This is a genomic window from Halohasta litorea (assembly GCF_024494645.1).
GTDB classification, from domain to species: Archaea; Halobacteriota; Halobacteria; order Halobacteriales; family Haloferacaceae; genus Halohasta; species Halohasta litorea.
Genome location: NZ_JANHDJ010000001.1, coordinates 377086 through 392571 on the forward strand (window position 1 = coordinate 377086; position 15486 = coordinate 392571).

Genomic DNA, 15486 nt, shown 5'->3' on the forward strand with positions numbered 1-15486 from the left:
ACAGTCGGCTTGTTCGAGAATACTACAATGAAGATTCTTTCAGTTGTTGGCGCGCGGCCACAGTTCATTAAGGCGTTTGCGGTCTCGAAGGAACTCCGGACGAAACACGAGGAAGTGCTTGTTCACACAGGCCAACACTACGATGAGGAGCTTTCGGATGTGTTCTTTGAGAAGTTGAATATTCCACAGCCAGATTATAATCTTGGAGTGGGGTCTGGATCACATGGGGAACAGACAGCCGAGATGCTCGTTCGCTTAGAGGAACTAATTGAGGATGAACAACCTGATTTTGTGCTTCTGTATGGTGATACGAACTCAACACTGGCAGGTGTGATTGCTGGTACAAAGCTGGACACAAAAGTCGCTCATGTCGAAGCGGGCCTTCGAAGCCACAACCGCGAGATGCCCGAAGAGATCAATCGGGTACTCACCGACCACGGAGCCGATCTGCTGCTTGCCCCGAGTCCAACTGCTGTCGACCAACTCTCTACAGAAGGCCGCGACGGAGTGACAGTCGAGACCGGCGATGTGATGTACGATGCACTCCTTGAGGTCCGTGATCGAGTAGCTGAGGAATCAAATGTTCTTGAGCAGTATTCGCTTTCCGAAGGTGAGTTCATCTTGAGTACGGTTCATCGAGCTGTGAACACCGATAGTCGTGACCGACTTGAAGCGATTTTTGAAGCACTTAGCGACGCACCGCTTCCAGTGATCCTTCCGCTGCATCCGCGTACCGAGTCCTACCTGAAGGAATATGGTCTGTGGGAGTTTGCTAACGAATATATACAGATTGTTGACCCGCTGGATTATCTTGATTTTGTCTGTCTGATGGACGCTGCCGAGCGAATTGTCACTGACTCCGGTGGCATTCAAAAGGAAGCATTCTTCTTAGACACGTTTTGTGTGACGATGCGGGATGAAACGGAATGGACCGAAACTGTTGACGCAGGCTGGAACACGCTTGTTGGTGCTGATCTCGATATGATTAGTGCGGCTTTGAATCGTGACTGGGAACGACCTGTGGAGAAACCCGAGCCATATGGGGACGGGAATGCGTCCAGAGAAGTTCGGTTGGCTATCGAGGAGTACGCGAGGAAATGAGATGATCGGTGTCACAAACTCCTTCAATTTAAAGGTGTACTGTTGATATGACTTCCGTACTTCATGTACACAATCCTGCAGGGGCAGCTACGCATTTGTCGGAAGCACAGCAGAAGCGTGGGATGAAGTCCGATGTCTTTGTCACACACGACCGGTTTGAATTCGGCTATGACTATTGTTACAAAATGGAGTCGAATAGTTCTAATGAGTCACTCTGGCAACGCTTGAGACGGAAAATTGGGGAATTCCGAAAAATAATCACACTGGCACGTGACTACGATATCATTCATTTCCATAGCATGTCGTGTCTTGATTACTCGAAACCGTTTTTCCCGAGAGGAATCGACGATCCGGTGTATCAGTTTTCCGGAACTCGCGTCGTCCTCCACCATCATGGTAGTGATATCCGTGGAATAGGAGAACCATGGTTTCACCGTCTCTTTGCCGATGAAATCCTTGTGTCGACTCCAGATCTGCTTGAATGGACACCAGACGGAACATGGGTCCCAAACCCTGTCGACATTGGGCAGCTGCCATTCAACGGGCCGGCTACCACCGGTCCACCGTACACAGTGTGCCACGCTCCTACAGATCGCAAAAGTAAAGGAACAGATGCTGTGATCCAAGCAGTCGATACACTCGCTGATGCTGGCTACGACATCAAGTTGGATCTGGTCGAGGGCGTCACAAGATCAGAGGTTCTGGATCGATTCGCAGCGGCCGATGTAGTCGTCGATCAACTAAACCTCGGATGGTACGGACTCGTCAGTATCGAGGCGATGGCACTCGGGAAACCAGTTTGTGTATACATTAACCGAGAGTTGGAACCTGATAACTTCAAATCACCCCTCGTTAATGTCGACCACGAAACATTGGCAGATGAACTCGCCCAACTTCTTGAGAACCCAGATCGTAGACGGAGATTAGCACATCGAGGCAGAGAGTTTGTAGAGCGGACACATGACCCAGAGATGGTCGCACAACAAGTGTCAGCAGTCTATGAACGGATCCTCTGAGTTGTCACCAAGTTACTCTATCTCTGCTATTGGTGTGAGTTGGAACCTAGCCGGGCGGCTGCGAGTGCGACACCGAATAGAATCCAGCTCAGTTCCATTATGAAAGCATTACTAGGTCCGATTACAGACAACGGGAACGAAATGAGTGCAGTAAAGACCCCGAGATTCACCGGCTCCTCCCAACGGAGATAGTTGTGGAGGGTGTTCACCAGCAGTGACCCATAAATGGTTAGAAACAGTGCTGTCCCGACGAGCCCAAAGTTCCCCAACACTCGATACACTCGCTCCGCATATTGATGATGTCGCTACTTGCCTTGCAATCTGAAATAGGTTCCACCGACTCCATATTGGCTGGCCGACATTTATTGAAAGTCGACTGAAAAAAGAATCGGTGTGATCCCGGTCAGAGTAACCAGATGTAGGGTAAACCGGTGTGATTGATCGAATTGGTTCTATTTATATAATTGAAATTAAATATTTGTATTAAATATACCTCTAAAATTAGAATTTGTTAATTGCTTTCTTATATCTATTCACTATACATTTGTGATCTAAAAGTGCTAATTGAGAGGCCTAACACGATCCAAAACGTTGGTAAAATAAGTGCATTACTTGAACCAAGGCCAGCAACAGGAAGTGCAATTAACGAAGTTATACTTATAATTGAAATCGGATCTCGTAAATTAGCAGTTCGAACTATGCCAGCTACAAGACTCCCATAAAATACAAGAAAGAGAGTAAGCCCTAGTATTCCCGTATCAGTAATGAAAGCCCCATACCAGCTGTGAGGTGATACTGTGCCACCTGTGTCGATCGGGGATTGACTAATAACAACAGGGCTACTGCCAAATCCATTACCCCAGAATCCCCCCTCAAGCACTGCAGCTTTTTGAAGTTGCCAACGCGTCCAGAGTGACGAGCCGTGCTCCGTAATTGGGTTAGGCACTAAGACAAAAAGCCCTGCTAAAACAAATCCAAATATGGGGGGCACAACTTTTCCAATACGGCGCGGTATTCGTTCGATTATTCGGCGAATAGTGTTAACGTGTGTAAGTCCGAAAGCGGTTGTGGCAACAATAATATAAGCGAGTATTACCGCTCGGGATCTAAGGTGAACAGTGAGAGAAGCACCGATAGTCCAAACACCAATAGAGAATACACGTATTCGAGAGTCCGTTGTAGGAGTTAGCCCGAGAACTAGCGCAGGGATTGTTGTCATAAGTAGAAAGAATGAAAAGTCATTGACGTTAGCATACCATGCAGTTACCCAAGTCGAGTAAGGTGCACGGTCAGGGAGCCGATGAATTTGACTACCCGCAAAATGCCATCCTGTAGTATGTTCGAATAAAGCTACAATCATCGCGAGTAAAAAGAGTCCGATGAGCACTGTCCACGCCCGGTAGATCCAGTCACGTGTATCTATAACTATTATAATACTAATGAGGAGAACGCATCGTGTTAAGATTACTATGAGCTGTGTAGTTTGGAATCCCTTTCCGGTTGACACAGCATAAAGGAAGCTGAAAATACCAAGACACATGAGTATAAACAGTGGAACAGTTATTCTCGGAAAACGGATTTTGTCCTGACTGTATGAACTAATCGCTGCCGCGAGGATCGCAATATAAATGGGTAGGAACAGTCGAAACGGAAATAATTCGCCCGAACTTGTCTGGATACCCGGTAGTATTGGTCCAAGAACTACAAGTGAAATCAAGAGAAGTGTAACGCTCTTAACCCAAGGCGGAAATCCGTAGTTGTGTTCGCCTGCACGTTGTCCGTAATTCGATGGCACGGTGAAACTGTATTTATCGGTGAATAAGTTATATTTACTGAATGCGATAGCATCTTTCTTGTAGCGCAACTCATCCTATTTCGGCTCTGTAGTCCCGCTATTCTGTTATTTCACGGATATCGGATACTCCGGCGAAGGTTATACACGGTAGCTTTCAGCAGCGTTTCTCGGAACACTGAGTACAAGCCTCACGTACGAACGGCGGCACCGAGCGTACACTTGATTGAAAGGAAGACGGGCTATGATATGAATCGCTGGTAAACCGATCACCACCCATGCGGTCTCATGGATGTAATTAGTCGTTACCATCTTGGAGTTACTCGGAATAGATCGATCTCACGGCGCTGTGTGGAACTGGACACTCGAACAGGTTGTTGAGGAGCCGACGACCTCCCCAGTCGTGGCATCCAGGCTGTAACGCCTCTGAATCGGCTTATTTCACACACGACCAGTCTAGGACTTGCTCGTTGGCACGGAATCGCGGTTGGTCTCTTCTGCTCTCATGGCGTAGCAGTGTTTCTAACAAACTAATAGAACAATCGGACTCCGAGGAAATCAAAAAGTCGGTTGTTAAGGCGTATAATCCGTCCTGTCTGGTTCAAACCACCGAACACCGATTGACGACATTTCCCCATCCGGGGGGTTTTCTTGCAGTTCGTCTTCAGGAATGGGGTCGCCACGTAGTGTAATACTCGTGGTAGATGGGCTCTCAGTATAGAAGGTTATCCCTCGAAGTTGCTTGAGCTCCGGAACAAAATTGTCAAATATCGGATCGGCGACGTGGGAAATATCTATTACATCTCCATGTACGTTGTATTCAAGAAATTTCCATACTCGGTTGTATTCCAGCAACCTCGATGTTCGGCTGACGAGAATTTCTTCCTCATCTTGTCGCTCTCGAAGTTTTCTCAATGCCTTGCGTGCCGAAACTGGGAGCGGTTTTTCTCTACATCCAAGATGCTGGCCGATAATGGCATATTGGCCATTGTCGACTAACTGCTGGAGGTTCTTTTCGGAAAGTTGTTCATGTAGTCGTTCTGGATGCCATAGATTTGATTTAAGTACTGTGAAGATCCGAGAGGAGATTCCGGTTATTGTTTCAACCCTGTTTGCGACTTTCCCGAGCTGGTTTCGGAGGAATGATTTTGGGCCGGTGTTGTGAGTGAATCGTTGAAACCCCCACACTTGTTGTCCGTCCCACAGTGAGACTGGTTTAATAATACTCTCGTATCCAAGTTGACTTCCCGTTTTATTCCACACGAACTCGATTCCACTATTAAGTGTCAAATCTGTATGGTAGGCATCCGTGTCGGGGTTGTCACCAGTGAAGTTGTCATCTATCGTTCCATAGAAATTCTGGCTATTCTTAATGTCACCGTGGTTCGTCCAGACCTGAATCTGACATCCCATCGCGTTCAATTCGGCTACCGCCTCTTCAGCATGTGTTCTAGTGAACCCTCCCTCTATCGAAAAATCGCCATATGAGTGTAGTGTATCAATCCATCCGCAATTGATGTATTGGCGGATTTCCTCCGCGTTTTGAGTCGCCTTGGAGCAATGCCCTTTCCAATACGACATCGTGTCGTCTCCCGCATACTGGGTTTTCCCGTTGATTGTTTTGTCTGCCAAATTATACATCCAAAATGAATCAGCGATATCTAATCCGACACCAGAACCTATTCGCGTATCTTTCTCCGTATTCAAGAAGCGATGAAGTTCCCGAAAATTCTGGATATCGGTTCCATCTATATCATTGGAAATAGCTAGCATAGCCGAATAGGGATATGGGAACTTCCTCAGGCGAGTCATAACTAAACAGTAATCCACTCATTTTCGTTCAGCGATAAATAGATTTGGCTCTATAGTTCCGATCATGTTTGGTTATGACTGATGAATGAGTCGAAGTGAATTTCGGCTGGTCTATGGTGGAAATCAGCCGCCGCCTCGGCTTCACAGGTCGATTCGCATCGTGTTTCGTTGAGGTGACCGGGCAGATGTCAGTGCTGTACTGCGTTTTGACATTCCAGAGCGGAGTGACTTCAGTGCTCGAAAACGGTCGTTTAGTAACTGCGTTAGCCACTGCAGCACGGCGCAGAGATAGAATTCAGAAGTCACAATTCTCGTCTCTTCACTTTTACAGAAATAACGAGGCCGTTGTTGCTACATTTAGCGAAAGTATAGAGCCACAGGTTTATAGGTAGACCGTATATTTGATTTGATATGCGACGCAATGTTGTCCTTATCGTTTTAGATACGGTTCGAAAAGATTTTTTTCACGAATATGCGTCCCGACTTCTCAAACGATCTGATTGTATATTTCAACAGTGTAGGGCTGCAAGTTCTTGGAGTACGCCAAGCCATGCAAGTATGTTAACAGGGGAACTTCTACACCAACACGGTGTTCATGCAAACCAACAAAATTTTAATGACGTAGATGTCTCGGATACTTTTCTTGGTGAACTTGATGAATTTTCTCGAATATGTGTGGCATACCATAACTTATTGCAGCCCAAGTATTCTTTTGACAAATACTTTGATGTACACAGAACAACGCCGACACGCCAGATAAGAAATAACCTTGGCACTGATGAGGGATATAAAAAATATTTAAATTTTGCATTTGAATCATTCAAACAATCTGACTCGTATCTTATTTATAAGGGACTTCAAGATGGAGTATGGTCGACCTTCGATTCTCAGTTATCTATGCTTCCATATCTTGAACGACCAGACATTGATACCGGTGAAACATCACACATAATAAAAAAAGAAGTAGAAAAGACGCAAGAACCGTTTTTCCTGTTCACGAATTACCTAGAGGCTCACTCACCTATACAGGTAAACCGGTATCTTGATCCGGAATTATATTCCGCGTCGGAATTCTGGGATGAGGGATCATACGAGGTCTGGGAGATGCAAGACAATCCAGAGCTTGATGAGGATTATACCACCAACTACAGAGAACTCTACGGAGCGTCTATCGAATATCTGGATCGGAAACTTTCCCGTCTTATCGATCATATTCAGTCGACTACCGAGCGCGAAACCACAGTCCTCGTTACTGCTGATCACGGTCATAATTTAGGGTATCCTAATGAAGATCACCTGTTTAGCCACGGTTGTTCAATGAGTGAGGGTGTTTTACATATCCCGTTAATAATGATCAACCCACCGACCGGGTTCCCGAACGAAGTTACCGAACACTTCTCTCATCTCGACTTGGGAGAATTAATCGTCCGTCTCTCCCACGGTGATAGTCACATTGACGATATTGTTGGTGGGACAATTGCGTCCGAACACGAAGGGTTTGGCAGTCCGCAAAGCAAGTTTGAAAAATTCCCGGGCACTCAGGAAGAGTGGGAATATTGGAATCGTTCAATCCGAGTCATCTATGAAGATGAGACTAAATTCGAATGGGATACCGCTGGCGGAGAAAAAAAGTATCATATCACCTCAGATAACCCATGTCGACAAGAACTCATTGAAACAAACATAACGATACCCGATACGGCCGACGAATTCTTTGACATTGATATGGCCGAGTATAAAAAGAAGATCGATTCTATGAAAATCAGTGCAGATGTTAAAGAAGATCTAGCAGATCTGGGGTATCTGTAACGTGTTTTAGCTCAGTAAGACTGACCGACGATTAGAGGTAACTCAGCGTCGCAAGTGTTTCTGATCCACAGGAGCAAGAGCGTCGGGGTTACGTGCCAGTGCAGAATCGGAGGGTAATAAAGTGCCTTAGGACCGTGAAAAAATACAGTTCATTAGCGAACTTAAAATGAAATTCACATTATGTATCCGGGGCCGTTTCCATTCATTAAAGTATAATTGTAGCTGTGATACTTAAATAACAAGGAATGAAGCGACTCGCTCGGTCTGTAATCGATATATTGATAGGAAACATTTCTATCAAATTTTTAGGTTTCCTTTTTACACCCCTGCTCGTTCGCGCCCTGACGAAATCACAGTATGGGCAGTTTGTTGGCATACTTGTAGTCTTAGAGCTGATCCAAGTGCTTTCGAACGTCGGACTGTTCCAGTCAATGAAAAAGCATACAGCAGCCACTGCGGATTCCGAACGAAAGAGCGTATTCATTGCAGGGCTCGCACTCGCGGTCGCGTACTCGGCTGTGGCCGTCATTGTGGTCTACGGTCTCACGACGTACTCGCCATTCAATTTGTTCACTGGAACTACAATAGCCTATGCCGCTATCGCTGTCATCGTATTCCGGAACCCCCTCGAGGTAGTCCGCGGATATCTGTATGGGCTCAAACAAGAGCGTGCCGCAGAGATTCTGCGGCTATTCCGAAAAGGGATATACACCGTCTTGGGACTCGGAGCTGCGTACACAGGACTCGGTCTTGTTGGGATATTCACCGGATATGCAGTCTCGTTCTTTTTTGCCGCAGTTGTTGGGTTAGGTCTCGGATATCGGGCAGGATGGATCACTACGGCCGCACTACCGAACCGACCACAGCTCGACCGTGTGGCTCGTTACGGTGCTGTTAGCATACTGGGATATATTTCTGCCTTCTTATTATATAGGGTTGACATTCTTTTAATACAGTACTTTATCGGAGACAGTGCTACCGCAGGGTACCAAGCCGCAACTTTTTCTTCCGAACTGATTTGGATTGTTCCTGGAGCAATACAAGGTGCCCTCTTACAAGATGTCGCAGCCAAATGGAGCAACGACGACATCGATAGTGTGAGTGAGACGTTACACACTAGTATAAAATATGGCGTAGGAGCGATTATTCTATTCGGTGGCGGTCTATTTGCACTTACAGATGACTTTTTATTAGTTTATTTTGGATCGGAATACACAGAGAGCACTTTCGCACTCCGGATACTCCTCATTGGTACTGCCGTCTATGGGATGAACAGACTGTACATACCCGTTCTTCAGGCGGTTGGTAAACTGAGACAGCAGCAGGCGACGAATGTGGCTGCACTCGGTCTGAACGTCGTCGCGAACCTCATACTCATTCCCCGGTTCGGTGTTATTGGGGCGGTGGTCGGAACAACCGTTTCATACGTTTCAATTATTATCGGCTCGATACTCATATTGCGGCAGACACCAATCGAGGGGCCGGGCACGAAATTGTGGATTCGGCTCGGTGCATTGACTGTCGGCTTCGTAACGTTATATGTCGTACCAGTGTCAGTAATACCTTTGTCCCCAGTTCAGTCACTGCTCGTGTTCCCACCGATCGGTGGACTCGTATTCTTCGTCCTCGCTCACTCTCTCGGACTGCTCGACGGACAGTCTGTACTCGCTTCGTTTATCGACCAAGTATCGACACAACTCAACAGAATGTCCCGCTAACGGAGAGTATCGATAGAGATTTTACTGTGTTTAAAAGAAGGTATAACTGTCGTGACCAGCATCGCCGTTTTTGTCCTCGACACACTCCGGAAAGATAGCTTTGACCAACACTTCGATTGGCTCCCCGGCGCTCGGTTCGATCGGACGTATGCGCCGAGTCACTACACCGTCCCCGTTCACGCTAGTCTATTCACTGGTCGGTACCCAAGTACAGTTGGCGTTGGAGCAAAACATGAGCAGTTCGATTGTAAAGAACCGTCTCTCGTGGAGGAGATCAGTACGGCGGGATACGACACAGCCGGGTTCACTGCCAACGGATTATTGACCGAGAATCGATCTTTCGATAGAGGTTTCGATCAGTATCACACGAGTTGGCGTGTCAGGTTGATGGATGACGACGTGTTTGGCTGGAGTCGTGCAGTCCGCGAAATTCCACCCGGACCACTCCGAGACGTTCGAGCTGTGTGGCGTTGTCTCCGCTCCGACACTGCTACTATCCCCTCACTTCGGTTGGGCTGGCGACAGAAGTTCGCCGATCACGACGGTGGTCGACGCGTTCTCAAGATGGCTCGTTCAGGATCATTCCGAGAGGCTGACTTCCTGTTCGTTAATCTTATGGAAGCTCACTCACCGTACCGCGCGCCGGACGAGTATGAGATGCCTACTACCGAACCAGTCGATCCAAACACTATTTTGGAAGGTGATGTCGACCTTTCGAACCACCGTGAACGGTACGAAGTAGCTGTACAATGGCTTTCGGACTTGTATAAGCAGATTTTTGAAGCAATCAGCGACGATTTCGACTACGTCTTCACTCTTTCCGACCATGGAGAACTGTTCGGGGAACATGGAGCACGTGCTCACTTCCACGGAGTGTACCCTGAACTGGTACACGTACCACTCTGTGTAAGTGGCTTCAACGACGATGACGTGGCGACTGACAGTACACGATCTCTCCTCGATGTCCATCGAACTATCGCAGAATTGATGGATGTTCAGACAGAGTCGGAAGGTGTCGACCTAAGAAAAAAAGCTCCTGATCGGGATTGTTTTACGGAGTACCACGGATTTCGGCAAATGCGTCGTGATATCCTCTGTGAATATGGATTTGCTGAATCGACGGTCGACGTGTACGATCAACCGCTTGTCGGACACGTATCTGACAGGAAAAACTACGCCTACCAGCGGATTTCAAACGGTGAACGTAACTCGACCGAGACCCGGGCGGAACTCGAAGACCGTGCAGAGGTAATTGAGGCTGCGATCAAACACCATGTGTCGACCAACCAAGACCTGTCTAAAGATGCCCTTGAACAGTTGCGAAATTTAGGATATGCATAGACATCTACAAGCAGCATATTTAATATGTCGTCCACGGGTCGGAAAATACAACAACGGAGATGTGCACGTCGATACCAGCGAACAGCTATGGTCGTTGGCATGAACTTGACCCTCGCCATATTGAGATATTTCCAAGGACAAACAGTTGAAGGAGAGATGCTCAAACAGAGCTCACGTCCCAGTCCCCGCGATACTGAAAAACGACTCTACCAAATTATTATGTCACAGGATCGCTGAGCACAGGTCATCCCAGCGTTCGTCCTACCCGTCATGTGTAATCGTTCTATGACCCCTCAAGGAGGCCCTAAACCCCCTCGGAACTGTTTTATGCTGCGTCAGTAATCTCCGCTACAAAGTCATCAGTTAATCAGTTATATAGCTATTTTAATCAATATATCCGAGTTCTTCTAAGCGTGCACTCACACTTTCATCAACATTCCCTTCCGCCCCTCGACCAATGGATGTGTACATATCAATCTCTATCTCAAAGTCCTCTATGAATGCATCTACTTTCTGTCTTAGTTCGATTGTCTTTTTTTCCTCAGCCTCTGAAATATCTTTTTTTGAGTTTGTGAATGCATCATCCTGATACAACTCTTCACTTTCAATACGCCCATCCGTAGGATTACGTAGTTGTAGATAGTGGTAGTTTGGAGTGCGGCATCCAACGAAGAGTTGACCATAGCCGTGAATAGAAGGATGGATAATAAAGCTACAATCGTCGGAGTATTCTGCCGCTCGTTTCCAATCTTTCGGCGGCTTGATTCCCTCCTGGGCAAGGATTTCGGATGCGATCTCGACGTGCCTTGAAATATTATCGTGGGTCGGATCTACATTTGTATAGAAGGGTACTTTTATACAGTCATCGTACGGACGGGAATGTCCATACCATTCATCACTAAATTCCTCACCATGGTCTGCTGTAAGATATATTTTTGTATCCGAGCTACAAGCAGATAGTAAACGTACTACTGAATTGTCTAAGACTCTGTTCGTAGAATTATACAATTTCTGAAGTTGATGCCTAAATTCGCTATATCTATCTGACTCTATAAGTTCTTGACGGGTATTTGTTCCCTGAATATAGAACGTTTGATATGTTTCCAACAATCCGTTATTCCATGCCTCGGATAAACCCGCGTAATAGGGGCCGTGCGGCTCCATGAGATGGACCCAAACGAACCTTGGAGAGTCTGTCTCTTCGATCCAATCGAGTGCTTTATTCACGAGATGGGACGCCGGAGATTTCTTTTTTTTGTAATCCGAGATGAAACAAAGAATCCAATTTTGAGGGGAGATTCTCCATTCCGTTGATGATTGGTTTTGATTTATTCGACCATGTGTCAAAGAACGGTTCCCACATCTCAAGATATGGGTTGTCTCCTATGAAAGCCGCCGTCTCGTAACCAGCCTCTGATAGCAACTGTGGAAGAACATCTACATTCTCATCCACCATTGGGATTTCACTACTCTGAATCGAATCACTTTGAAGCTCCAAGACGTTTGGAAAGTGCTGACCGGCTAAAAGAGAAGGCGTAGACCATGCGGTTGCTGCTGCGTGAGTTGTTACTGTTTTCCTTTGAAATCCGTTTTTGCTGATATATTCGCGAGTATGGTCCATATATTCCGTCGCGTCATCTCGCCAACAGTCTACAGTAATTAATATAATATCTGAGAGTTCGATATCGCAATCCATATCTATCGCTTCAATCGTACTTAGAACAGATATATTCATCGAAGGTGTAATTCACACATTGCAGCCAGCCTATTACTGTCGACGACATATTATACGTCGATAGATGTGGGAGATGCTCAGGCTCAAGCTCGATGATCTTCAAAATTGGCAGCATCGGTTACAACTGGTTGTTGATCATCTCATAGGTCTCATTAATCAAAATCCCTGCTCGTCAACAGAGATTATCGCACACTTGACGAAATTGCCGCCGCCTTCTGGCATGCAGTTTCGTTCGAATCATCGAAATAATGTTCAGATAGAGACATAATATATTCGATGAGGCGGGCGGTACGTTCATCCAAACTACTACTGTTCCGCTTCAGCTCTTTACCGACCGATCCCGGTACCATCTAGTGATTGTATAGAACCTAATTCTCCAAACTGAACTCTATCTCAGTAACAATCTACGCCAGAGCGAAGGGATTTTTGATTAGTCAAGAGACTGGTTATGACTGTATATCATCCTCAAATACCTGAGCCATCATCTGGAAATAATGGTCGTTAGTCAGATCATATAATGTTCTCAACTGCTGGATGTGTATATTATGATATTTGACTGTATTTGAGTGTGTGGCACCTAACCAGTATCGGCTTGTCTTGTTCGGTCTCCGGTAGTCTTGTAGATGATTTTTTATTGTTGTTATACTTGCATCAAGAGCTCTTTTCGGCAACTCAGACTGATTTAATAACCAGTATTCGTATATTCCCCAGATTGCAAAATTGAACCCATTTAATGTATGTATTAGAGTTGGCTTAGGATATTCTTCAATCCAGTAATATCCCTTTTCATCGATTGCAACAACCCACGGTTTTGTATCTCTATCCGATGGAAAAGTTACCAATGTTTCAAAAATTTCATCTGCTCGGTTTTGATACCACTCGTCCTCTGATTCTACATAGCCTCGTGTATATGCTGACAAAGCAATTCCCTGTGCCATTCCGGAATACCAAGGCTTTCCAAAAGTATACACTCCGTTCGGGAATGTAAATTCATATGGAAAATATATCCCGCCATCATGTTTGATAGATCTTTCAACAAATGCTTCTGCTACTTCACGTGCCTTGTTTCTATATCGGTTATCGTTGTCAGCACGGTACATTTCTAATAAACTAAGCAAGTGGCGTGCTGTTGCTACTGGATGGAGGGCACTTTCTCCATCATTATCCCGTGTTATAACGGTCGGTAGGTTCTCAAGCTCACTAACTCCATAATTGTTACCCCCCTTCTGTGGGAGATCTTCGGTTTCGAGTTCAGTATAATCATAACTTTCAGAAATAATGTGTTCATCCATTAACAGATTCTGATTATTTTCAGACCCAAATGAAGAGAGTGCAGAACAACCAGCTAACCCAGATACCGCTCCTGCTGTAAGCGAACTTAAGAAGACACGACGGTTCATAGTGGTTTGTTAATCTACTTCTTATAAAATTACTCTGAAATCAATGGAGTCATACAACCCTTACAACATCGACGAGCAAGGGTGCATGCTGTGGTGGATGACTGCAAGAACTCTTTGTAGAGCTGTCCTGATTCTCGTGGAGACAGTAGCGTTGTTGATGAATTGCTCTTCTGAATTTCTCGAAGAGTTCAAGATTCGCTTTGACAGACGGACGAACACGAGCTCAGGAACCACTAGAGATGATTGGTGGCTTTATTTACCCCTCTCACAAGCACATTTATAATATTCTCATAGGTTGTAATTTCGGACCAAATAGACTCTGGAAGACCGTTTATTCAATATACCCTAGGTTCTTTAGGTGCTGTTTGTCGACCTCAACTGTCACGTCTTCTGGTGTTGAATTCGGTTCGACTGCATCACCAAATGATGACAGTTCGTCTCGAAGTTCTTGAGCCCACTCCGGAAGTTCCTCATGTGATACGTCAGGAGTTCCCTCAAACATAACCGTATCACTTCCAGTAGATCCAACCTCGGTGGCGACCAGCGTGTCGACACCGTCCCGTTTGGCACCAAACAGTTTCCGGCCGTCAGCTCTCCTGAGGCCCCTGTATGTCGTAACCGAGTCATCTCTTTCGTCCCATTCAGAGACAACTGGTGTGACTGTCCGAAATAGATCACTCGGGGAGACTGAGTCGTCAGTCACACCCGCCGCAGCCAAGATGGTCGTTTTGAGGTCAAGGAGACTTACCTGCTCGGCGACGGTATCAGTTTCCCAGTCCGGGTGGCCGATGATCAGCGGAACTCGGATGATTTCTTCCCAGAACGCTGGCGGTACGTGTCCGAGCATCCCGTACTTCGACCGGTCGAGTACTTCTCCGTGGTCTGCTGTCACAACAAGAATATCAATATCCGGGTCGTAGTGACCGCTCTCCTGTAATTGCTCAATAAACTGTGGCAATTGGTCAGCAGTATAGGCACACGAAGCCTCGAAAGCGGTCTTGAGATCTGCCTGTTCGGCAGCCGAAAGTTCCTCCCCGTTTGACTTGATGGCCTCTCGGGTGAACTTTCCGAGCTCACTTCGACTCCGCTCCTTTGAGAACGATTGCTTATCAAGGTACGACGAAGGCGGCTGGTATGGGTGGTGCGTGTCCATATAGTGTAGCCAACAGAACACGGGCGCGTCTTTCTCTCGACTCTCTAGCCAGTTGAGTGCTTGTTCGTTTAGCGCTTGTGCGGGGCGGTAGAATGACTCTTCACCGCTTGAGGCCGACAATAGCGGTTCGATGAGCCCGAAGTACGCCGTTTCGAAAAGCCAAAAGAACCGACTCAATGGTGTTTCACGGACGACGTTCGCAAGACGCTTCTTCACCCCCGGCCGTCCGAGATTCCCCGCAGTAAATCCCCGATCGTAGTTGTACATTTCACCGAAGAGATAGTTATCGGTCCAAAGACCGCACGCATATCCATGTTCGGCCAGCACTTCAGCGATTGGAGTGGGTTCACCTGATTCTGGAAGTCCCCACGCAGGAACCTCATCCGTCAGTGACCCCGTTGTTATGGCAGGCATTGAAGAACCAGTAAACGAAGCCGGAGCCACTGCTTGAGTGAAGTTCACGCCGTCGACGAGCGAAGCAATTCGTTCACTAGCCTCTTGGAACGAGGCGTACGGAAGAGAGTCTACAGAGAGAATAAATATATTCGGTTGGCGAGTCATACTTTTTGCTCACCGTGGGTCGCTAAGAATCTGATGAATTGCTGGAGA

11 protein-coding genes and 2 pseudogenes are annotated in these 15486 nt (G+C 46.5%); 6 read left to right on the forward strand and 7 right to left on the reverse strand.

Features of this window, described 5'->3' with window-relative positions; genetic code table 11:
- The first annotated feature begins 27 nt into the window (after nt 1–27).
- Both wecB and NO877_RS02005 read left to right on the forward strand, forming a co-directional pair.
- Nucleotides 28–1101 (forward strand): non-hydrolyzing UDP-N-acetylglucosamine 2-epimerase, encoded by a 1074-nt coding sequence (gene wecB / locus NO877_RS02000; protein WP_256394619.1) that lies wholly within the window; start codon nt 28–30, stop codon nt 1099–1101.
- A gap of 47 nt (nt 1102–1148) precedes the next feature.
- Nucleotides 1149–2117 carry a glycosyltransferase gene (locus NO877_RS02005; protein ID WP_256394620.1) on the forward strand — a complete coding sequence of 323 codons (969 nt, stop codon included), beginning with the start codon at nt 1149–1151 and terminating at the stop codon, nt 2115–2117.
- A gap of 529 nt (nt 2118–2646) precedes the next feature.
- Here the strand turns inward: NO877_RS02005 and NO877_RS02010 are convergent.
- Nucleotides 2647–3504, reverse strand: coding sequence for a hypothetical protein (locus NO877_RS02010; RefSeq protein WP_256394621.1), 858 nt, complete (start codon nt 3502–3504; stop codon nt 2647–2649).
- A gap of 518 nt (nt 3505–4022) precedes the next feature.
- Nucleotides 4023–4192, reverse strand: a pseudogene (locus tag NO877_RS02015) (IS5/IS1182 family transposase); the annotation flags it as partial.
- 18 nt (nt 4193–4210) lie between these two features.
- On the opposite strand from NO877_RS02015, the pseudogene NO877_RS02020 reads away from it, so the two are divergent.
- A pseudogene (locus NO877_RS02020) lies at nt 4211–4306 on the forward strand (IS6 family transposase); the annotation flags it as partial.
- Nucleotides 4307–4482: 176 nt separating this feature from the next.
- Here the strand turns inward: NO877_RS02020 and NO877_RS02025 are convergent.
- Complete coding sequence (locus NO877_RS02025) at nt 4483–5682, reverse strand: hypothetical protein (RefSeq protein ID WP_256394622.1); 1200 nt, start codon at nt 5680–5682, stop codon at nt 4483–4485.
- 450 nt (nt 5683–6132) lie between these two features.
- Between NO877_RS02025 and NO877_RS02030 the strand changes: the two genes are divergently transcribed.
- From NO877_RS02030 to NO877_RS02040, 3 genes are all read left to right on the forward strand, one after another.
- A complete protein-coding gene (locus tag NO877_RS02030) occupies nt 6133–7530 on the forward strand; it encodes a sulfatase-like hydrolase/transferase (protein ID WP_256394623.1) in 1398 nt (465 codons plus the stop codon).
- A 245-nt stretch (nt 7531–7775) separates the two neighbouring features.
- Complete coding sequence (locus tag NO877_RS02035) at nt 7776–9248, forward strand: oligosaccharide flippase family protein (protein ID WP_256394624.1); 1473 nt, start codon at nt 7776–7778, stop codon at nt 9246–9248.
- Between the two features lie 51 nt (nt 9249–9299).
- Nucleotides 9300–10589 (forward strand): sulfatase-like hydrolase/transferase, encoded by a 1290-nt coding sequence (locus NO877_RS02040; RefSeq protein ID WP_256394625.1) that lies wholly within the window; start codon nt 9300–9302, stop codon nt 10587–10589.
- 384 nt (nt 10590–10973) lie between these two features.
- On the opposite strand, the gene NO877_RS02045 is transcribed toward NO877_RS02040, so the two are convergent.
- The 4 genes from NO877_RS02045 to NO877_RS02060 all read right to left on the reverse strand — a co-directional run bounded on the left by NO877_RS02045 (nt 10974) and on the right by NO877_RS02060 (nt 15438).
- Nucleotides 10974–11816 carry a sulfatase-like hydrolase/transferase gene (locus tag NO877_RS02045; protein ID WP_256394626.1) on the reverse strand — a complete coding sequence of 281 codons (843 nt, stop codon included), beginning with the start codon at nt 11814–11816 and terminating at the stop codon, nt 10974–10976.
- Nucleotides 11809–12285: an alkaline phosphatase family protein gene (locus tag NO877_RS19785; protein WP_256394627.1), complete on the reverse strand. Its 477-nt coding sequence runs from the start codon at nt 12283–12285 to the stop codon at nt 11809–11811. Before NO877_RS19785 ends, NO877_RS02045 begins: the two co-directional genes overlap by 8 nt.
- 485 nt (nt 12286–12770) lie before the next feature.
- Nucleotides 12771–13724, reverse strand: coding sequence for a D-glucuronyl C5-epimerase family protein (locus NO877_RS02055; RefSeq protein ID WP_256394628.1), 954 nt, complete (start codon nt 13722–13724; stop codon nt 12771–12773).
- A 331-nt stretch (nt 13725–14055) separates the two neighbouring features.
- Complete coding sequence (locus NO877_RS02060) at nt 14056–15438, reverse strand: sulfatase-like hydrolase/transferase (protein WP_256394629.1); 1383 nt, start codon at nt 15436–15438, stop codon at nt 14056–14058.
- Between the last annotated feature and the right edge of the window lie 48 nt (nt 15439–15486).

Excerpts from the sequence above, each read along its gene's own strand:
- NO877_RS02060 (WP_256394629.1), bottom strand. The coding sequence starts at position 15,438 with ATGACTCGCCAACCGAATATATTTATTCTCTCTGTAGACTCTCTTCCG.
- NO877_RS02035 (WP_256394624.1), top strand. The coding sequence starts at position 7,776 with ATGAAGCGACTCGCTCGGTCTGTAATCGATATATTGATAGGAAACATT.
- NO877_RS19785 (WP_256394627.1), bottom strand. The coding sequence starts at position 12,285 with ATGGATTGCGATATCGAACTCTCAGATATTATATTAATTACTGTAGAC.
- NO877_RS02055 (WP_256394628.1), bottom strand. The coding sequence starts at position 13,724 with ATGAACCGTCGTGTCTTCTTAAGTTCGCTTACAGCAGGAGCGGTATCT.
- NO877_RS02025 (WP_256394622.1), bottom strand. The coding sequence starts at position 5,682 with ATGCTAGCTATTTCCAATGATATAGATGGAACCGATATCCAGAATTTT.
- NO877_RS02005 (WP_256394620.1), top strand. The coding sequence starts at position 1,149 with ATGACTTCCGTACTTCATGTACACAATCCTGCAGGGGCAGCTACGCAT.
- NO877_RS02030 (WP_256394623.1), top strand. The coding sequence starts at position 6,133 with ATGCGACGCAATGTTGTCCTTATCGTTTTAGATACGGTTCGAAAAGAT.
- wecB (WP_256394619.1), top strand. The coding sequence starts at position 28 with ATGAAGATTCTTTCAGTTGTTGGCGCGCGGCCACAGTTCATTAAGGCG.